Genomic DNA, 21,137 nt, shown 5'->3' on the forward strand with positions numbered 1-21,137 from the left:
CGCAAAGTCCGCACTACTGATGTTTTTATTACTTAGACCTTCAAGCGTGCCTTTGCCTGCATCCAAGGTCAGCGTATTGGCTGTGTTCTTCACAACCACCTTACCTGCTTCGAGTTGCGTTTGAGTCGTTCCATTTTCAATATTCACGCCCGTCTGACTCAGCACGGTTTTGTTTGTTCCCGTACCCGCGGTTACCGTATCAATATTCAGATCTTTACTTAAACTAAAATCAATGGTGGTGGTGCCTTTGCCATCATTTACCGCAGTCGATTTTAGATTAGTTTCACCTGTGGCTAAGCCAATATCGACCGTATCCGTCGGCTTCACTTGTGTTGCTGCCAAGTTACTATCTGATTTTACATTCCAGCCTTTGTTGGCGTTCTGTGCTACATCGCTGACTGACTTTAACTGTTCCTCAGTCGCTGCTTGTTTACTGTTATAAGTTGCGTTCGGGTCCCATGTGGTATTGGTCAAGCCATTGATTCGACCTGTGACACCATTCACCGTTACAGGGTTGCTGCCTGCGCCTGATCCAATCGTGACTTGATTGGCTAAACCAATATCCACATTATTACCTTGATTGCTGATCACAAGGTTACTGTCTGCATTGGAAATATCCACGGTACCGTCAGGTGCAACATTGCTCTTACTGGCAGCATTGTTATTGGTGGTGAGGTTCCAACCCTTATTGGCAATTTGCTCAACCTCATTCAATTGACTGCCATTTACTGCATCGGTTGAACTCGCATTCACATCACCTTTGGCCACGTTGGTGATCTTTTGATTGCCCGCACTAATTCCGTTCTTACTGATGCTTGGACTATTCGCAATTGCATTACCACTACCATCGACAAAGCTTAAGCCATTACTATTGATCAATGTGCCTGCTGCATTGACGCTATCGACTTTCACATCTTTAGCTAATTTAACCGTGAGCTTGTTATTTCCATCAGCCACAACACCAATATTATTATCTGTCAATTTACTGGCATCTGTTATACCACCAACGACATTGAGTGTTTCTCCAAGTTTACGCTGCACATTGGTACCGCTGTCCGCTTGAAAGGTTAGTGGTGTATTGGCTAAATCTTCAATTGCAGTATTGGTTTGATGCAACTGACTACCATTAATCGCATCCGTACTGGTTGAGCTGATTCGACCTGCTGCGACATTGACGATGGTACGTTCATTCCCTGCACTGCCCACACTTACACTTGAAGAATTGGTAGGTGTGCCTGCAAAACTATAGGTCTTACCATTAATCACCGTACTGGTTGTTTGTACATAATCGGCAGATTGCGAACCACGACCAAGTGCAACAGCATTGTTATGATTAACGACTGTATTTGCACCTATGGCAGTTGCACCTTCAGCTGTTGCCTGTGCATTGGTACCTTGAGCAATGGTATTGGTATTTAATGCTTTGGCATTGAAACCTTGTGAAATTGCTGCGTTGCCTGTCGCCAAAGCATTTGCACCAATCGCAGTTGCATTATCCGCAATAGCTTGAGCATTATTCCCTTGTGCAATCGAATTAATATTTAACGCTTTCGCAGCTACACCTTGGGCCAGCGCATTCTCCCCATCTGCTTTCGCTTGTTTACCTAAGGCAACCCCATTTGCGCCAACCGTCTGCGCATCTAAACCAATAGCGATCGCATCTTTCGCTTCAACTTTACTGTTTTTACCCACTGCAATAGTATTTTCTTCTGTTGCTCGGGCCGTATTCCCCAAAGCAATTGCACTTTGGATCTTGGCTAAACTATCTGTACCAATGGCGATGGTATTTGAATTGAGATTGTTGTCAATTTCATCTTTGGTTGGGTTGGCTTTCCCTGAAATAGAATTGTTCCCCATTGCAATCGCATTGCTTGCATAAGTGGTTGCTTGCGTACCTGTTGCAATCGAGTCACGGGCATTTGCATTAGCTTGTTTACCTGTCGCCAGAGCATTGGTTCCAGATGCCGATGCTTGTGTACCTAAAGCCAACGCGTCAGTACTTGAGGAACGACTGCTGACCCCAACGGCAAGCGCCCGATCGGCACTGGCTCGAGCATCATAACCTTGCGCTATACTTTCTTCACCTCGTGCAATGGTTTCTTTACCAATCGCAATTCCTTTACTATTGGTGACCAGTGCATTGCTACCAACAGCTATCGCATCATTCACTTTATCGTTAGTAGTTTGTGGTTCTGATTTCGCATCTTTACCAATGACAATACTGTTTTCACCACGACTAATCGCATGCTGACCAATCGCTACACCAGCTGCATCATATGCGATTGTGCCGGTTGAACCGATCGTGGTTGCATTATCTCCTAACGCATAGACTTGCGAACCAATTGCGGTACTGTTTTTATTCTGCGCAATCGCCTCAGGTCCAATTGCGACAGCATCGACCCCTGATGCACCTTCATTATTTTTATTTCCAATCGCTTCTGATTTAACGCTGATATATTTAACTCGACTCGCTTCAACCGCTTCTTGCATTTGAGCCAGATTGACAGCATCTGTCCCTACTTTGCCTGCTGCCAAGCCACTAATCACGGTATTGGGTCTTAAATTAATTTGCTTAGATGTCGCATCTGTATAAGTCACAGCATTATCAACACTTGGAAGCACAGCACCGCTGGAGATTGCACCTAAGGCATCAACCACCGTGTTATATTTAAATTCATTGCCTTTATTATCTTTCAGCGTAATTTGTGAATAATTACCGTTGTTATCGACACTCACATCGCCACCAATTAAATTTCCCACTTTTTCTTGGGCGATTTTTAATTGTCTAACGTTTACAGCATCATAACCATCCGCACCATCATCGACATGAGCAATTCGTCGATTAAATGCAGCCACTCCACCAGAACCATCTGAACCAACCGAGACAACACCTTGATTGCTCGTTTTAGTTGAAGTCAAATAGCCTGTTTGTGTTTCAGCTAACTCTTTTGAAGCGACAGAATTAGAACCCAATGCAATACTGTTGTCTTTTGCCCATGCATTAGTCCCAATGACAACCCCATTATCTGCATTTTTCTTGGTGCCTGTACCAGAACCGTCATCAATCCCTTCTACTTTTGAATTGGACCCAATCGCAACCGCCCCCTGATTATCAGCATTGGCAAGATAACCTACAGCCACAGCCGCCTGACCAGAAATGGAACGTCCACCAATTGCTGTCGTATGATCCGTATCACTGGCATCTTGATTTGACAAATACCCGATACTGACATTTTCTTCACCTGCTGAACCTTGTCCTGACTTAGAGCCAATCGCAATATTATAATTACCCGATGTTCCATTTGAGGCTTGTAATCCAATCGCAATATTTTCATTTCCCTTAATGTTCTGTCCGGCGCTAGTACCTATTGCAATATGGTTTTGATTACTATTTCCTGCATTATTGGCTGTACCCACACCAGCATTCGCACCTAAAGAAATGGCATTGCTACTATTCGCCTGAGCACCTGAACCCAATGCCGTGGCATTTGCTCCGCCCGCAATTGCACTATCACCTATGGCTGTTGCTGAACCTGAAGCGGCTTTCGCCCCTTGACCAATAGCAGTCGCATTGGTTGCAGAAGCCTCTGCCCCTGTACCGAATGCACTTGCATTTGCTGCACTTGCAATTGAGTTAGAACCAATCGCGATTGCATTTTTAGTGCTGTTACCACTGATTTTTGCGGCATCACCAATTGCAATCGAACTGGTAATTTCCATCGTATCAGTCGTCGCTGCCTGTCCAATCACGGTATTTTTATTGCCTAGTGCCTTAGTGTCTTTACCAATCGCAATTGACTCAATGCCATCGGTAGCAGGTGTACCACCAGCCGTTGCTGTTCCGACAACGGCATTATTACCAATCGCCACCGCATCTTTAGCCGCTATATTGGTCACAGCCTTTGGCCCTACCGCCACTGAGTCTGTACCATCTGCGACAGAATCATCTAAAACCGAAGTTGCATGAAAATATTTAGCACGTTCAATCCCTGCATTTAATAAATCCTGCTCTACTTGATACAGTTGATCACCCGTTACGACCTCCTTGGAGCCAGAACCTACAGTGGCATTTTTGGTCACTGTAATTTGACCATTATCAAGCACAACGCCATCGACAGTCACTTTGTCAAAACTGACTTCTGGCTTAGTTGCTACTGTAAGATTATTGCCTGATCGGGTAATCGCAATATTTGCACCATCATTAAACTGGACTGTATCTGAAGCTTTTACCGATGTGGCAGCATCGCCATTTGCTTGAATTTTCCACGTTTGATTCGATATTCCCCCGACTGAAGATTGTAGATTTGCAATATCTCCTTCATTGGTCGTGACTCGATTACCTAACGAAGAAATATCACCTGTGTTTTTAGATACACTCGAGTTTATTGATGAAATATCACTTGTATTTTTAGAGACGCTTGAATTTAAGGATGAAATATCTGAGCTATTTTGACTGACTTTATTATCGACAGTTTGCAGTTGTCCAAAAGTTGCAGCATCATCATTGTTCACCCCATTACTCAACCCAGATACTTTATTAGTCGCACTATCAATCACCACTGATCCCACGGCGACATTTTTAAAATTGACATTATCTAAAGTAGAAATCGTATGTTTGATATTAAGTGGGTCACTATTATCTGTAATGACTTGTATATTATTTCCCTGAATCACATCATCTGCATAGCTTGTCTCCATCCCCACTGTCAGATGAACCAGTATGACAGCGGCTGAAACTTTGATGGTTTTTGACTTTACTTTGGATTTGGCCAGCTCAGATACCGCGACCCAAACACCAATTGAAGCATTCCAAACCAGTTTATAGACTTTATTCATGATTTTTTCACCTTATCTTTTTATCTATGTTTTTAAAGTATTTATTTTGAATAAAATATAAACAGAAACCCGTCAAAGCCTTGGTAAATTCAAGTAATTCTTTATTTATAGTTTTGTTTTTTTAATGTAATTTACAAAAATACAATTTATTTTTTAATTATTTAAAATCCATTGATTAATTATATTTTACAAAAAAAATAAATCATTAAAATCAAGTAAATATAAATTAATTATAAAAACTTACTTATTATTTTAAAATTATTTAAATAATATAAACAACCCGTAATTACTCAGATTTCAATCTGTTTATTTGTGTAACTTTATTTTATCTTTCGTTAAGTTAAGTTTATATAAAAACAGTTTATAATAAAAAAATTTAGTTTTTATAGTAACTTAGGCTAAAAATATAAAAACACAATAAAATCAATAGATTTGCACAGAATCGCTCTGAGGCGTATTTTAAAAAAACATGAAAAATAAATAAATTTCAAACCTAAAGATAGATCGAATAAGAAAAGTGAGATCGAAAAATGATTGAATGGTTACAAGGCGAATTAAAACATAGCCCAGAAATATTATTGTTCTTATCCTTAGCGATAGGTTTCTGGATCGGTCAGTTTCAATTCGGAAAATTTCAGTTCGGTGGTGTAGCGGGTTCTCTACTTGTTGCAGTCGTACTCAGTCTCATCGGTGTTCCCGTCGATAATGGGGTCAAGGCTATTCTGTTTGCATTGTTCATTTATGCAGTTGGTTTTGAAAGTGGCCCACAGTTCTTCAAATCATTGGGTCCACAATCGATAAAAGAAATTCTGTTAGCCGTCTTTATGGCAATCAGTGGCTTAATCACAGTCTTAGTCATGGCGAAGTTATTCCATTTAGACAAAGGCTTAGCAGCAGGGCTAGCTGCTGGCGGAATGACCCAATCTGCAATTATTGGGACTGCAGGTGATGCGATTTCTCGCCTCGATCTCCCTTTGGCTGAGATTCAAAAACTACAGGCCAATGTCGCAATCGGATATGCCGTGACTTATATTTTCGGTTCATTGGGTGCCATTATTGTCTGTGTGAATATCCTGCCTAAATTTATGGGCAAAGAAATTCATGATGATGCGCTGAAAGCTCAGTCTGAACGTCTAAAAGGTGCTTTTGAATTAGCCCCAGGTCAAGAACTGGCGATGCCTGAAATTGTCGGACGTATTTATAAAGTCAAACAAGCTAGTGGGCAAACGGTGGCAGAGCTTGAAGCTAAACAAGCCAGCATCACAATTGAACGGTTAAAGCGAAAAGATCAACTGATTGATGTTGTACCAGAACTAACTTTACAAACAGATGATGTGATATTACTGGTCGGCCGTCGTGCCAGTGTGGTGGCTATTTCAGACCAAATTGGTACTGAGCTACAGTCTTCACAAGGCATGGAAATGATTATGGATACCACGGACGTGATCCTAAGAAATTCCAAATATATCAATCGTAGTCTCGGTGACATTAAAGCCAATACCCCTGCTTATTTGAAACATGGCATTTATGTGCTGGCGATTAAACGTAATGATGAAATCCAAAGCTTGAGTGATGATACCGTGCTACAACAGGGCGACGTCATTACGGTTTATGGAACTAAAAGTGATCTTGATCGTTTAGTCAAAGAAGCAGGCACAGCACTGCCAGAAAGCTTAAAAACCGATTGGATTTTCCATGGTGCAGGTTTGGTTGTCGGCTTGTTAATCGGTCTGTTTGTAATCCGTATTGGCGATGTCCCTCTAACACTCGGTGCGGGTGGCGGTGCGCTACTCTCAGGTCTTCTATTTGGTTGGTTACGCAGTCGCAATCAGGTTCATGGCAACATGCCATTAGCTGCCTCGCAACTGCTTAAAGATTTAGGTCTTGCGGGCTTTGTCGCTGCTGTCGGTTTACAATCTGGTCTACAAGCCATTCAAACCATTAAAGACAGTGGTCTGTCCCTATTTATGATTGGCGTCGTGGTTACCTTAATTCCTTTAATTCTTTCCATGCTTTTCGCACGTTATGTACTGCGTTATGACAATGTTGCGGTTATGGCAGGAGCCTTATCAGGTTCACGCAGTGCCAACCCAGCCTTTGGTGCCATTCTAGATAAAGCAGGAAACTCGATTCCGACCGTACCTTTTGCAATCACCTATGCCTTGGCAAACGTATTCTTAACACTGCTTGGCCCACTGATTGTTGGCCTTGCTTAACATCCATATTCAAAATTTTATTGCCGTCACTATAATTAAGGAGACTTCCCATGGGGAACGTTGATTATTCAAAATACTCAAAACTTAGCCCATTCGAACTAAAAGACAAATTAATCGAGCTTGCTCAAAGCAGAACGGACAGGATGATGCTCAATGCAGGACGTGGAAATCCGAACTTTTTAGCCACCATTCCACGTCGAGCCTTCTTTCAATTGGGGCTGTTTTCCACAACGGAATCAGAGTTCTCTTTCTCTTATATGCCAGAAGGTTTGGGCGGTTTTCCTCGCCCTGTCGGTTTGCAATCCCGCTTCGATAATTTCATTATGCACAATCGGGATAAACCCGGTGTCATTTTTCTTGGTAAAGCCATTTCCTACGTCAGAGATCAATTGGGCTTAGATCCCGATGCTTTTTTACTGGAAATGGTTGAGGGCATTTTAGGCTGTAATTATCCGGTCCCTGATCGAATGCTACGCATTAGCGAATCAATTATCAAAGAATATATATTGCGTGAAATGGGCGTCCAAGGCATGCCTAAAGAAGGTTTGGACTTGTTTGCAGTCGAAGGTGGAACCGCAGCAATGGCTTATATTTTTAACTCATTAAAAGAGAATAAAATTATTGCCAATGGCGATCGGATTGCAATTGGTACTCCAATTTTCACTCCCTATCTGGAAATCCCGAAACTGAATGACTATCAACTTGAAGAAGTATTGATCGAAGCGGACCCGAAATTAGACTGGCAATATCCAGAATCTGAATTGCGAAAACTGGAAGATCCGTCAATTAAAGCCTTTTTCCTCGTCAATCCAAGTAACCCGCCCTCAGTAAAACTGAGTGATGAAGGCTTGGCTATATTGGCAGATATCGTTAAAAAACGACCTGACCTGATTATCTTGACCGATGATGTTTACGGTACTTTCGCAGACAATTTCAAATCACTGTTTGCGATCTGTCCAGACAATACCATTTTGGTGTATTCATTCTCGAAATATTTTGGAGCAACGGGTTGGAGACTGGGTGTTATCGCACTATCCAACAATAATATTCTGGATAAAAAACTCGCCGCACTCTCTAAAAAAGACAAGAAAGAACTGGAAGAACGTTATTCATCTTTAACCACTGATCCAGCCAATATTAAATTTATTGACCGTCTGGTCGCAGATAGCCGTAATGTTGCACTGAACCATACCGCAGGACTATCGACACCACAGCAAGTGCAAATGGTCCTATTTGCACTGTTTAATATGATGGATTCTCAGCAGAACTATAAGAAAGCAGTCAAATCTGTGGTGCGTGAACGTGATGCGGCACTGTATCGCCAGTTAGGGGTTGAAGTTCCTTCCGACCCGAATTCTGTCGATTACTACACTTTGGTGAATTTGGAAAACACCTCTCGCACATTATACGGGGATGATTTTGCCGATTGGGTCATGAAAAATAAGAATCCAACCGAATTATTATTCCGTGTTGCCGATGAAACAGGTGTGGTGCTCCTACCTGGTTCAGGCTTTGGTGTACAGCACCCTTCTGCCCGTGCGTCATTGGCCAATCTGAATGAATACCAATATGCTGCAATCGGAGACTCACTAAGACGTTTTGCCGAAGAAGCCTATCAAGAGTACTTAAAAACCAAGAAAGCTAAAAAATAAATCTGAATCAAATTTTCAGTAAATAAAAAAGCAGCTTAGGCTGCTTTTTTATGGTTTTAAAATCATAACTGAACATTTAAAGATCGAGTACCAACTTTTTACCTTTAGCACGTGACACGCAGATCATCATCGATTGCTGCGAGGCTTTTTCATCATCACTCAGATATTGGTCAAAATGCTCCGCCTCACCTTCCAGAATCATGGTTTCACACGTGCCACAGACTCCTTCACGGCATAAACATTCCACATCAATATTGAGCAATTCAATTGCTTGTAAAATGGTTTGATTGCCTTGCACTTCAACTTGCTGATTGGATTTTGCCAGCACCACTGTAAATGCTTCACCTTCTTCGGGTACCGTAGATGCGAATTGCTCCCAATGGATATATTCATCGCGGTAACGATGGTAATTACAACGATCGATCACTGCATCAATCATTGGCTTCGGGCCACACACATACACATGCGTGCCTTTCGGTTGAGCGCCAATCAGTTGATCGAGGTCCAGACATTTTCCATCCGAATCGATATAGCTAAAAATATGTTCAGCATGTTTTTGCTTGAGTTCTTCTAACAGCGCGGCATGCTCTGGCGAACGATAGGCATAATGCAATTCATAATCAGCACCTCGTGCAGCTAACTCATCCATTTGCGGCACAAATGGCGTAATCCCTATACCACCCGCAATCAGAATATGTTTCTCACCATCTGCCGCCAATGGAAATAGATTCTTCGGTTCAGAAATCAGAATTTCACAGCCTTCATTGCACTGATCATGCATATAAACTGAACCACCTTTACCTTCAATATCTTTACGGACACAGACTTGGTAAGTCGATAAATCGTGAGCACAGCTCATCAGTGAATAGGCATTGGACAGTTGGTCATTCATTTTCACAATGATATGACTGCCACCATTGAATTGAGGGAAATTTTGTCCGTCCTGACGTTTAAATGTAAACCGTTTGATCAGTGGTGTCAGTTGCTCTACCCGTGTGACCACCGATGCAAACATTTCATAATGACTAGCCATGTCTAAATCCTCTTTACCGCATGCTGCTCATCTAAGCATTTTCTAATTTTAAGCGCATATTGCCTGTTGACCCTAGGTGAAGAGAGTCTTCACAGGCATTGTTGCTATAACCCTAAACACATATATTTAATGGTCATAAACTCTTCTAAACCGTATTTTGAACCTTCACGGCCAACACCAGATTGTTTCACCCCGCCAAATGGCACCACTTCGTTGGAAATCGCAGTTGAGTTCATCCCGACCATGCCGTATTCCAGCTGTTCAGCGACACGCCAGATCCGTGAAATGTTTTCGCTATACACATAAGCGGCCAAACCAAAAATGGTATCGTTGGCTTGCGCAATGACATCAGCTTCCTCAGTAAAGCGGATTAACGGCGCGACTGGCCCAAAAATTTCTTCCTGAACAATCTCCATATCACGAGACACATCGGTTAAAACCGTCGGTTCAAAGAAAGTCTGACCCAGTGAATGCTGTTGACCGCCACAAGCGACTTTTGCACCTTTACCGCAAGCGTCATCAATCAACTGTTTTGCTTTCAGTACCGCCTTGTCATTGATTAACGGTCCGATCTGTACATTCTGTTCCAAACCATTGCCGATTTTGAATTTTTGTACCTCTTGCACAAACTTCTCGGTAAAGGCCTGATAAACCTTGTCATGTACATAGATTCGATTGGCACAGACACAGGTTTGTCCTGCATTACGGAACTTGGCAAAAATTGCACCTTGTACCGCTTTATCCAGATCTGCATCATCAAACACAATCAGCGGCGCATTGCCCCCTAGTTCCAGCGCCAACTTTTTAATGGTGCCTGAGCATTGTTGCATCAATAACCGCCCCACTGGTGTAGAACCGGTAAAGGTCAATTTTTTGACTTTTTCATGGCTGCTAAAGACCGAACCAATGTCTTGTGATTTGCCTGTAACAACATTAAGGACACCCGCTGGGATACCAGCCATTTCCGCCAGTTTGGCAAGCGCAAGTGCGCAATACGGCGTTTCATTGGCTGGTTTAATCACGATGGTACAACCTGCCGCCAAAGCAGGTGCAGCTTTACGGGTAATCATGGCAATCGGGAAATTCCACGGCGTAATTGCTGCCACTACACCGACAGGTTCTTTGGTCACAATAAAGCGCTGCTGGCTATTGGTAGTTGGAATCACATCGCCATAAACGCGTTTGCCTTCTTCGGCAAACCATTGAATAAATGAAGCCGCATATTTCACTTCACCCAAAGCTTCAGCTAAGGGTTTACCTTGTTCAATGGTCATCATTCGCGCCAGTTCATCGGCATGCGACAAAACCAATTGATACCAAGCCAATAACAGGTCTGCACGTTTTTGTGCCGTTAATCCTTTCCATGCAGCTAAAGCCTGATACGCTACTTCGACTGCTTCGGTGGCTTCGTCTGCCCCCATATTGGGAATGACGCCAATTTCCTCACCTGTCGCAGGGTTGGTCACAGCAATGGTGGCATCGGATTGTGCACCCACCCATTGACCATTGATCAGTCCGCGTTGTTGAAATAACGGACTTGCTTGCAAACTTGACATGTCATGTTCCTATCGATTGAAAGCAAGGTACGGCCTGATCACCGCACCTTAAATTATCTGATGCCTGATACAAAATTACTTGTGATGTTGCGCAACAAGATTCTGGAAATAAGCAATACCGTGTTCACTGATTCCTGAACGTTGCTTGTCGGTCATGATACGGCCCTGACCACGATAACCCCGTGATTTTAAACCACGTTGTACGCTTTCAACCAGTTCGAGGTCTTCAGGACGGAAGACATTGCGATACCATTCAATCAGGTCTTTCTGATCTTGGGTCAGCTCTTCATTGGTGAAGAAAATGTCATAGTGCTGCAAAGTGGTTTCCGCATCCATCGGGAACTCATAGATCACCGTCATGAAGTTTGCACCCGGCGGTACGTTAAACATGGTGCACGGCCACGTCCAGAAACCACTAAAGGTCGGATCTTTAACCGATGGATCAAGCTTGAAAGATTTTTCTGAAGAACGTGCATAGCCATATTGCAGCGTCCAGTTTTGATGGGTGGTGTGCCAGTATTTATCTACTTGCACCGAATCAGCAAAACCCGGATGTGCTGGACCACAGTGATAACATTCTAAATAGTTATCCACGATCACTTTCCAGTTGGCAGGCGTTTCCGTGACGAAACGTGCCGCCAGTTTCAAGTCTTTGATGACCGCACAAGCTTCATTCAGTTTTTGTGCAAATTCAGGCAACTGATCTTCAACACAGGTAGCATTTTCATCCATATTGATAAAGACAAAACCGCCATATTCTTCCACTTTTAATGGCACCATGCTGGAGTTTTGCTTGTCGAAAGACTCAACATGATCACAGTTACGCGCCAATGCCAAGCTACCATCTAACTTAAAGGTCCATGCATGATACGGACAGGTAATCACGTTTTTGGCTTTACCACTACCACTTAACAGCTCATGACCACGATGCGGGCAAACATTATAAAAGGCACGTAAAACGCTATCTTTACCGCGGATCACGATAATATTTTCCCCAATCACCTTACGGGTAATATAGTCATTGGCTTGGGCAACTTCACTGCCATGTGCCACGCAAATCCAGCTTTTCGCAAAAATTTCTTCTTTCTCACGCTCAAACACCTGAGATGAGGTATAGAACACTTTTGGAAATGTCCATGCCACATCTGGGTTTGAACAGAAATCTTCTGGTAATTTTTCAACTGCATTCATGGTTTTACTCCATTAAACTGTTTTGTCCTAACGACCGTTTTATCAAAATTGGCTGATGTCCAAATCACTTGAACATTTGCTTTAACGAATTCAGCATGTGCTGATATAAATCCTGCACTACAGGACAGTCCCGTACTAAACGTAAACTGCCATGCAGTAATCCTTTGCCGAGATAAAACTCGGCGACAATATTGGCCTGCTTCAACTTGTCCACAAAAATACGTCCGTCGTCACTCAGTGGATCGTATTCAGCGACTGCAACAAAACTACGTGGCATATCACTGAAATCTTCTGCCAACAGTGGTGCTAAACGTGTGTCCTGCCAATCACTTTCATTCGGTGCATATTGTTTCAGGTAATAATGCATTTCCTCGAGCGTCAATAACGGCGCCTGTGCATGCTGCTGGCAAGACGCTGTATCAAAACTGCTGCCCAAACATGGATAAATCAAGGCCAGACCACAGGCCTGGACACCTGTATGCTGTAGCTGAACTGCCAGTGCTGCAGCTAAATTTCCGCCTGCACTATCTCCTGCTAAGGCAATCTGCGTTGGGTTAATGTTCCACTCTGCCCCATACTCACGTAGCCAGTGATAGACCGTTTCACAGTCTTCATAAGCGGCTGGAAAATGATGTTCTGGCACCAAACGATAATCCACACTCAGTACTGCAACATTCAGATCACGACATAAATAGCGGGTGATAAATTCATGTGAATCCAGATTTCCCAGCATCCAGCCACCACCATGGATAAACAACACGCAAGGCCAACCTTGCGCAGGTGCTTGGCCCAAGGGTGAATACAACCGAAGATTGACGGGATGAGTCGCATGCGTAACGGTTTTATCTTCAATCTTCACCGTTCCATCACGTGGTAAGGTGTAATGCAGACACATGGCATCATAAGCTGCACGAATTGAATCAATATCGTTATCCGCTGCTGAATAAATGCTGCTCCAGTACACCAGACTTTGCATTTCTTCGCTTAACGCATCGCGCGTGTTCGGTTGTGCTGTCATGACAATTCCTTTTGACTGCTTTTATGTGCCAGTGCGGTTACCGCAATATCAATCTGCATCTGTTGATTTGGGTCAGTATGCTCAAGCACTTCCAAGTCATTAAAGCTACTCTGTTCAATCAAATGCGATGGCACCTTGGAATAATCTTCAATCAACCATTTCACCAAGCCATAGGTCTGTACCAGAATAATCACAATAAACGGTAAGGCAGTCACAATGGTGGCAGTTTTCATGGTGTCTAAAGGTGCTTTAGAGAAAATCATCGCAATCGGCACTAGGGTTAACATCAAACACCAAAACAAACGCGCATTCGGAGATGGATCTTGCCCTTCACTTAGGCCACGGGTACAGGTTGCAGAAACCGCATAGCCCACCGCATCCATATGTGCTGCAAGGAAAATCACCATAATGCCAAGGAACAACCACATCATCAGCTTGCCTGCTGGCAATAAGCCCAACAGTTGACCAATCGCCACTTCACCGCCCTGTTGGCTCAAGATTTGCGGCACATTGACCATGCCGTGAATAAAGCTGTGAACGCTGTAATTTTCAAATACCCCAAAGATGAACCATAAACCAACGCTACCGCCGATGACCATGGCAAGAATCACTTCTTTAATGGTGCGTCCTTTGGAGACACGGGTCACAAACAACGCCACACCGGGTGCATAAGAAATCCACCATAACCAATAGAATACGGTCCATTCACGGGTGAACTTTCCATCGCCCATCGGGTCGGTAAACAAGCTCATATCGACAAAGTTGGTCGCCATCAGACCAAAACTCATCAATGAATTATTCATAATGAATTGGGTTGGCCCAAAGCACAGCACATAGATCGCAAACAGCACCACACCCAAACACACCATATGACTCAAACGCTGCATGCCTTTATCCATACCAACATAGGAGCTGAGTGCGAATAACACTGACACCGCTAAAATGATGATGACTTTGGTCATGAAGGTATTCGGAATACCTGTCAGCTGCGACAGAATGTTGGTAAAGGTCACCGCAGTCAGTACCAGTGAAATGGTCAAGGCACCAAACATACACAGCAAGAACATTAGATCGACCACACGTCCAACTGGACCCGTTGCTTTAAAACCCGTTACTGCTTCGACCATTGATGCTAAGCTCAGGCCTTTATTCTTTCTGACATGGTAGCTATAGCACAGTGAAATCGATGCCAAGGCATAAATCGACCACGCACTTAGACCAGAGTGAAAGAAGGAATAAGCCACACTATATTTCAGGGCTTCTGCCGATTCTGGGGCTAAATTCAAACCCGGAGTTTGATAATAATAGGCCCAGTCTAAAAAGCCCCAGTACAAGGTGGATGATCCAATCCCCGACAAAATAAACATGAAAATCCATGACATGGTGCTGTATTGGGGCTTACCTTCGCCGAGCTTGATTTTGCCGTATTTACTAAAGGCCAAACCGAAGGTAAAAATAATTGATAAAAAAGCAAATAGTAGGACTGGCGTGGTAAACACCGACGTGGTCCACTGCATCCATTTTGCAGCCAGTTGTATTGATTCAGATGAGTAGATTGCCAGCCCAGCCACCGATGTAAATACAACGGCAAGACTGGTGATCGCAAGCGTCTTATCTGTATAAGGCTTTGTAATTTGATTATCCATATCTATTCAATCCATCTCGGATAGTGACTATTCCCTCAGGGGTACTTACTCCATCGCGAATAAATCCATTTTTTGCTGAGTCACACAGGATGCAATCGCATCACCCACTTCATAGGTCTTGGCAATACCACCGACATCAGGTGTTTTCGGGCCATGCACCAACACATGCTCAATCGCCTGCATGATTTCCTGCCCTGCCTGAATCACCTGCTCATCTCCATCTGCCAGAAAATCCAGCATCATGGCACCCGACCAGATCGCCGCAATCGGATTGGCAATCTGTTGTCCGTAAATATCGGGTGCTGAACCATGTACAGGTTCAAATAGCGAAGGAAACTTACGTTCAGGGTTGAGGTTGGCCGAAGCCGCCAAACCAATGGTACCCGTGCATGCAGGGCCTAAATCCGACAAGATGTCACCAAATAAATTCGATGCCACCACCACATCAAAACGCTCAGGCTGTAGAACAAAACGTGCCGCTAAAATATCAACATGTTGCTTATCTACCTTGATCTGCGGATAATTTTTTGCCATTGCATCGATACGTTCATCCCAATACGGCATGCTGACTGCAATACCATTGGATTTGGTTGCAGCCGTGATTTTTTTAGCCTCACGCTGATCTGCAAATTCAAACGCATATTTTAAAATACGATCGACACCATGACGGGTAAACACCGCTTCCTGCAACACAAACTCACGATCGGTGCCTTCAAAAGCTTTACCACCAATCGCTGAATATTCACCTTCACTGTTTTCACGTACCACATAAAAATCGATATCGCCGGGTTGTTTGCCAGCCAATGGACATTTCACCCCAGGCATTAACCGAACAGGGCGTAAATTCACATACTGATCAAAACGACGACGGAACTGCAGCAATGATCCCCATAGTGAAATGTGATCAGGCACCTTTTCAGGCCAACCCACTGCACCAAAGAAGATTGCATCATATTCCTGTAGGACCTCAAACCAGTTATCCGGCATCATTTTGCCGTGTTCAAGGTAGTAATCACAGCTGGCCCAATCGAAGCTATCCATTTGAACTTGAATGCCATATTTGTCTGCCGCTGCCTTTACAACCTTGATGCCTTCTGGTAGAACTTCTAAACCAATCCCATCACCCGCAATCGTGGCAACTTTATACTTTTTTGCCATAACGCTCCCTTACACCTTTGGTTAATATCCTTAGCTGTAAACATGCTGTTTTCAGCAACAATGATCAATAAGAAAACTATCACCCCAATGGACACGGATCGTGAATAATCTACCTAACCTATCGGATTTAAAGGTTTTTTGCACAGTCGCAAAACGCAAGAGTTTTGTCGATTCAGCTGAGGAGCTGGGTGCTTCACCTGCATTTATCAGTAAACGCATCAACATTTTAGAAACCAACCTAAACTGCAAACTGTTCCATCGCAGCACCCGCCATGTCAGTTTGACCGAAGATGGCAAACTGATTTTGGATCGAGTCTCGAATATTCTGGATGAGTTTGATGAAATCAGCGAGCTGGTGAATAACCCCTTAAGCACGCCCACAGGTCATCTCGACATTGTCAGCAGCTTTGGTTTTGGCCGTAAACATGTTGCGCCCATCTTGTCTAAATTGATGACCATGTACCCCAAACTGGAAATTCAATTCGATACCATCGATAACACCAAAGACCTGATTCAACACAGCATTGATCTGGATATTCGGATTGGTAATGACATTGCCCCGAATATGATTGCCAAAAAACTGATGTCTAATTTTCGGATATTTTGCGCAGCGCCCAGTTATTTGCTCAAACATGGCATGCCTGAAAGTCTGGAAGATTTACGTAACCACGATTGCCTGACCATCAGTGAGCGTGACCAATCCTCAGTATTATGGAAATTACGTCATCCTTCGGAAGATCGGTCGGTACATGTCACGCCACGCTTTATCTCCAATAATGGCGAGATTATTCATCAACTGGCCATTGAAGGACATGGCATTATATTACGTTCAATCTGGGATGTTGCCGATGAACTAATTAGCGGTGAATTGCAGCATATCTTGCCTGAATACTGGCAAGATGCCGATGTTTGGGCAGTGTATCCTTCGCGCTTAAAAAGCTCGTCTAAACTACAAACCTGTATCTTGTTTATTCAGAATGAATTGATCAACCGCTTACAACATGTTCAGAATTTGACTCGAGGTCAGTTGATCCAGCCGATTGAGCCAATCAATCCGAATACGGAAAAAGTCTTTTTATAATCGCGATAAGCTACCTGCTTTCTTTTTTCACCAACATCATGCACATTAGCGAGATCATGAATCAGCAGGCAGCCTATGAGCACGGCAATATTTGTCCTTATTTTAATCGCAGCGGTATGCCATGCCACATGGAATGCCATTGTAAAAGCAGGCACAAATAAGTTTTTAACCACGGTATTGGTCACTGCATCAGCAGCAGTTTTAGCAGCGCTACTGCTGCCCTTTTTCCCCATGCCGCATCGCGAGAGCTGGCCTTATATTCTGGCTTCAACGGCAATACAAATTCTGTATTTTGGCATGGTGGCTAAAATCTATCGCGTTGCCGACATGGGCCTGACCTATCCCTTGATGCGTGGTACAGCGCCGCTGATTGTGGCCGTTTTAGGCACCTTATTACTGCATGAACAACTACATTTCAATGCATGGCTTGGCATCATCACTATTTCCATCGGCATTTTATCGATGATTCTGGCTGCGCCCCAAACGGGACGTAAAGGTATTGGTCTGGCTTTGCTGAATGCCGTCTTGATTGCAGGATATACCTTGCTGGATGGTCATGGCGTTCGCCTTGCAGGATCAGCCATTGCCTATATCCTATGGAGTTTCGTACTTTCAGGACTGATCTTTTTTATCTTTGCCCTAAAAATGCGATATCGTCAGATGGGTGAGTATTTTCGACATAATTGGCATTTAGGCTTAATTGGTGGCATCGGTTCATTTTTCTCTTATGGTTTGGCGCTATGGGCAATGACGCTTGCACCTGTTGCGATTGTTGCCGCACTAAGAGAAACCTCGATTTTATTTGCCACACTGATCTCAATCTTTATTCTAAAAGAACGCATCAATGCGGTACGGATTATCTCCTCATGTCTCATTTTAGTTGGTGCTTTAATCTTAAGAACCGCCTAAACGAAAAAAGCCAGTCTATCGCAAACAGACTGGCTCATTTTCAACGCTGAGTTTAGAAGTAATAACCCAACGATAAATAGAACAATTTATTCCATTGATTGCTGTCACCTTGAGCAAGGCCATCCGCACCACTGCCCGTCATTGGGTCATTGCGACTCCAGATATATTCACCCTGTATGCCGATTTTTTTATAGTTAAAATATAGGCCTGCGATTAAGCGATCCGAATCTTGATAGCCTGATTCATCTTTATAAAAGCGGCTATAAGACACATAAGGTTTAATATTTTCTAACTGATGGAAAGGCTTGGCAAAGGTGTAGTTAATCTCATTGGCCATATATTTGCCTTTGTTGGCCACTTGATAGGGATAATCAAATGCACCAATGGTCGAGCTTTTCGGCAAAAGATCATCTGCATTTTTAATATTCTGCTCACCTGCCAAAAATAGCCATTGCCATGCCTGATAGTTGGTGGTGCTAAAGACGCTCCAAGTACTGCGATGCCCATCTTGATGAGTACGGTTATTTTCCAGTTCTGAATACCAGTAAGAGCCACCAATTTCCGTCGAGAAATTCTGCGATTGATCGAGCTCAAATTTTCGGGATAAACGCGTCACCCACATATTCTTTTCATCAATATCGGTGCCTTGGGTCAAATCATCTGCCCGCACAAAGTTACCGCTATAGCGACTGGAATCATTGGAGGTACCTTTGTAATTGCCACCATCGGTAGGATAAAAACCAAGAATGAAATTATACAGATTGTCCTTATACTGGTACTTCACCCCAAGGTTTTGGATATCTTCCAGTCCAACGGTATTCAGCAAAGTTTCATAATAACTATTGCCCCACAGTCGTCCAAAGCCAAAATCAACCGATTGAAAACCGACTGTCAGTCGTTGCTGATCCGAGAATTTATAGCCTGCCCAAGCATCTTTTAAAAACAGTGCATCACATAAGCGATCATACTGGTAGCAACGCACATCCATTGAAGCAATCCAATTCGGATTTTCATAACTGAGTACCGCTTTGATATCTGCCAGTCGCCAATCATCGTTTTTGGAACCTTCATTGGCTTCGACAATATAGTCTTTATGGATATAGCGAGTACGGATTGCGCCTGTCAGTTTCAGTTCACCCGCTTGTGTTTTTGGGTCACCGATACTGAAATCGGCGGCCAAGACTGGCATATTTGCCAAGATACCCATTGAACCCAAGAGAAATAGTGCTTTTTTCATTGTTGTACGTCCTTGTTTAACCTCATAAGAAAATGAAGAAATTCATGCAGACAAACAACGCTTAAACTATAAAGTTGGTCTTTACGGAGTGTGTTTAATAAAACAGGATTAAGCTCAGACAAGTATGGAATATCCTTTTAGATAGATAAAATTATCAATAATTGAATTACAGCCAAAAGAGCATAACTGAGCTTATAACTATCATAGAACCAAAAAAAACAGATAACTTAATATAAAACCATAACTTTTTATGCTGCTCTACCACGCTCATAGCCGAGTTGAAATCCAAGCTATAGAATAGTTTTCTTTTTTCAAAAAATTTTTTTAAGCTTTTCTCGGAAAATAATAAAATTGTACTGACAAAAGTGACACCTAAAATCACTGCTTCAATATTAGTCACATCCATTGATTTATTTTTATACAAGTTACCGTAAAATATACTCTTTAAAGCTTCATTGCGATTCAAATACCTTGCAGCTAATTGGTGAAAAGTAGCCCACAACACAACCGACAATAATAAATAAATTACTAACAAGTCTTTAATTAACATAAAAAATACTCATAAAATGTAGTCCCATTATGTTAAAAATAAAAGACCATAAAGTTTAAAATAATGTTAATTGTAAAATTAATTAAATCACACCCATTAATTATTGTTAAAATAAGGAACTAACATTAAAATAAGCTCATTTAAATTTCAATAATAGCTTAGATTTAAATGAAAAATTTTTTAGTTCTCACATCACTTATCTTCTTGATTTCATGTGGCAATTCTCAACAAAATTCCACCTCAAATACAAACAATTCAGATGCAGAAAACGTGTATATCTATGATCAAAAAACAAATAAAAAACTAAAACAAGCAGAAGATTTCATCAACAATGATCAATATGATAAAGCATTTCCGATCTTATTAGAGCTTGCTAAACAAGGGAATCCAGTTGCTCAGAATGATGTTGGTGCAAGTTACCAATATGGATTTAATGGCGAAACCGATAAAGAAAAAGCTATTCATTGGTATACATTAGCAGCTAAACAAAACCATGCCCCTTCAATACATAACTTAGGCTTAATAGCGTTTAATAAAGCAAAAAATGAAGATGACTATCAAAAAGCATTAACCCTTTTTGAAAAAGCAGCTAAGCTTGGTTCTTATGAAGCTGTTAATTATATTGGTATATATTATGAAAATGGGATTATCTTTCCACAAGATTCAACAAAAGCTTTAGAAAAGTTTCTATTTTCTGCAGATCATGGTAGTGCTGCTGGTCAGTTTAATGTAGGACAAGCATACTATTATGGTAGGGGAGTTAAGCAAGATTACAAACAAGCATTTGAATGGTACACAAAGTCATCTAAGCAAAATTATGCAACAGCAGCTATTCAACTAGCAAGTTTATATGATGAGGGTAAAGGTACTGATAAGAATATAAACAAAGCTATTGAATTGATAAAACCATATGCAGAACAGGGTTATGATCTTGCGCAATACAATATTTCTCTTTACTATAAAGATAAAAATGAACTAGGAAAATCTATATATTGGCTAGACCAATACAAGAAAAACCCAACTAAGAGCGATTAGATAAATTTAATATTCTATG

14 protein-coding genes are annotated in these 21,137 nt (G+C 42.3%); 5 read left to right on the forward strand and 9 right to left on the reverse strand.

All coding sequences use genetic code 11. From position 1 onward, the window contains the following. Positions 1-4,836, reverse strand: a 4,836-nt coding sequence (locus A7P55_RS02310; RefSeq protein WP_171550975.1) for an ESPR-type extended signal peptide-containing protein, incomplete at its 3' end; no start/stop codon positions are given. A gap of 530 nt (positions 4,837-5,366) precedes the next feature. Here A7P55_RS02310 and aspT point away from each other — a divergent pair. Both aspT and A7P55_RS02320 read left to right on the forward strand, forming a co-directional pair. After that, complete coding sequence (gene aspT, locus A7P55_RS02315; RefSeq protein WP_171550976.1) at positions 5,367-7,052, forward strand: aspartate-alanine antiporter; 1,686 nt, start codon at positions 5,367-5,369, stop codon at positions 7,050-7,052. A 50-nt stretch (positions 7,053-7,102) separates the two neighbouring features. Next, positions 7,103-8,704, forward strand: a complete 1,602-nt coding sequence (locus A7P55_RS02320; protein WP_171550977.1) for a bifunctional aspartate transaminase/aspartate 4-decarboxylase — start codon at positions 7,103-7,105, stop codon at positions 8,702-8,704. A gap of 76 nt (positions 8,705-8,780) precedes the next feature. Here the strand turns inward: A7P55_RS02320 and cntB are convergent, their stop codons facing one another. From cntB to A7P55_RS02350, 6 genes are all read right to left on the reverse strand, one after another. Next, complete coding sequence (cntB, locus tag A7P55_RS02325) at positions 8,781-9,737, reverse strand: carnitine monooxygenase, reductase subunit CntB (RefSeq protein WP_171550978.1); 957 nt, start codon at positions 9,735-9,737, stop codon at positions 8,781-8,783. Positions 9,738-9,841: 104 nt separating this feature from the next. Next, positions 9,842-11,293 carry an NAD-dependent succinate-semialdehyde dehydrogenase gene (locus A7P55_RS02330; RefSeq protein ID WP_171550979.1) on the reverse strand — a complete coding sequence of 484 codons (1,452 nt, stop codon included), beginning with the start codon at positions 11,291-11,293 and terminating at the stop codon, positions 9,842-9,844. A 75-nt stretch (positions 11,294-11,368) separates the two neighbouring features. Further along, the gene (gene cntA / locus A7P55_RS02335) at positions 11,369-12,484 is read right to left on the reverse strand and encodes a carnitine monooxygenase subunit alpha (RefSeq protein ID WP_005274384.1); all 1,116 of its coding nucleotides are present in this window, start codon (positions 12,482-12,484) and stop codon (positions 11,369-11,371) included. Between the two features lie 64 nt (positions 12,485-12,548). Continuing rightward, positions 12,549-13,502: an alpha/beta hydrolase gene (locus tag A7P55_RS02340; RefSeq protein ID WP_171550980.1), complete on the reverse strand. Its 954-nt coding sequence runs from the start codon at positions 13,500-13,502 to the stop codon at positions 12,549-12,551. Beyond that, on the reverse strand, positions 13,499-15,154 hold the full coding sequence (locus tag A7P55_RS02345) for a BCCT family transporter (protein WP_171551079.1): 1,656 nt from the start codon (positions 15,152-15,154) through the stop codon (positions 13,499-13,501). The genes A7P55_RS02340 and A7P55_RS02345 overlap by 4 nt, the downstream gene beginning before the upstream one ends. A 39-nt stretch (positions 15,155-15,193) precedes the next feature. Further along, positions 15,194-16,306, reverse strand: coding sequence for a tartrate dehydrogenase (locus tag A7P55_RS02350; RefSeq protein WP_171550981.1), 1,113 nt, complete (start codon positions 16,304-16,306; stop codon positions 15,194-15,196). 100 nt (positions 16,307-16,406) lie between these two features. Between A7P55_RS02350 and A7P55_RS02355 the strand changes: the two genes are divergently transcribed. After that, complete coding sequence (locus A7P55_RS02355; protein WP_016542891.1) at positions 16,407-17,387, forward strand: LysR family transcriptional regulator; 981 nt, start codon at positions 16,407-16,409, stop codon at positions 17,385-17,387. Between the two features lie 75 nt (positions 17,388-17,462). Further along, a complete protein-coding gene (locus A7P55_RS02360; RefSeq protein WP_171550982.1) occupies positions 17,463-18,296 on the forward strand; it encodes a DMT family transporter in 834 nt (277 codons plus the stop codon). Between the two features lie 52 nt (positions 18,297-18,348). On the opposite strand, the gene A7P55_RS02365 is transcribed toward A7P55_RS02360, so the two are convergent. After that, entirely contained in the window at positions 18,349-19,533 is a 1,185-nt protein-coding gene (locus A7P55_RS02365; protein ID WP_171550983.1) for a porin, read from the reverse strand. A 166-nt stretch (positions 19,534-19,699) separates the two neighbouring features. After that, complete coding sequence (locus tag A7P55_RS02370; protein ID WP_171550984.1) at positions 19,700-20,083, reverse strand: hypothetical protein; 384 nt, start codon at positions 20,081-20,083, stop codon at positions 19,700-19,702. Between the two features lie 168 nt (positions 20,084-20,251). On the opposite strand from A7P55_RS02370, the gene A7P55_RS02375 reads away from it, so the two are divergent. Then, the gene (locus tag A7P55_RS02375; protein WP_171550985.1) at positions 20,252-21,118 is read left to right on the forward strand and encodes a tetratricopeptide repeat protein; all 867 of its coding nucleotides are present in this window, start codon (positions 20,252-20,254) and stop codon (positions 21,116-21,118) included. The last annotated feature ends 19 nt before the right edge of the window (positions 21,119-21,137 follow it).

Source organism: Acinetobacter sp. Ac_5812 (assembly GCF_013072695.1).
GTDB lineage: Bacteria > Pseudomonadota > Gammaproteobacteria > Pseudomonadales > Moraxellaceae > Acinetobacter.

Bases quoted from the DNA above. Each gene is read 5' to 3' on its own strand.
- aspT (WP_171550976.1), top strand. From the start codon at position 5,367: ATGATTGAATGGTTACAAGGCGAATTAAAACATAGCCCAGAAATATTA.
- A7P55_RS02350 (WP_171550981.1), bottom strand. From the start codon at position 16,306: ATGGCAAAAAAGTATAAAGTTGCCACGATTGCGGGTGATGGGATTGGT.
- A7P55_RS02320 (WP_171550977.1), top strand. From the start codon at position 7,103: ATGGGGAACGTTGATTATTCAAAATACTCAAAACTTAGCCCATTCGAA.
- A7P55_RS02375 (WP_171550985.1), top strand. From the start codon at position 20,252: ATGAAAAATTTTTTAGTTCTCACATCACTTATCTTCTTGATTTCATGT.
- A7P55_RS02330 (WP_171550979.1), bottom strand. From the start codon at position 11,293: ATGTCAAGTTTGCAAGCAAGTCCGTTATTTCAACAACGCGGACTGATC.
- A7P55_RS02365 (WP_171550983.1), bottom strand. From the start codon at position 19,533: ATGAAAAAAGCACTATTTCTCTTGGGTTCAATGGGTATCTTGGCAAAT.
- cntA (WP_005274384.1), bottom strand. From the start codon at position 12,484: ATGAATGCAGTTGAAAAATTACCAGAAGATTTCTGTTCAAACCCAGAT.
- A7P55_RS02340 (WP_171550980.1), bottom strand. From the start codon at position 13,502: ATGACAGCACAACCGAACACGCGCGATGCGTTAAGCGAAGAAATGCAA.
- A7P55_RS02370 (WP_171550984.1), bottom strand. From the start codon at position 20,083: ATGTTAATTAAAGACTTGTTAGTAATTTATTTATTATTGTCGGTTGTG.
- cntB (WP_171550978.1), bottom strand. From the start codon at position 9,737: ATGGCTAGTCATTATGAAATGTTTGCATCGGTGGTCACACGGGTAGAG.
- A7P55_RS02360 (WP_171550982.1), top strand. From the start codon at position 17,463: ATGAGCACGGCAATATTTGTCCTTATTTTAATCGCAGCGGTATGCCAT.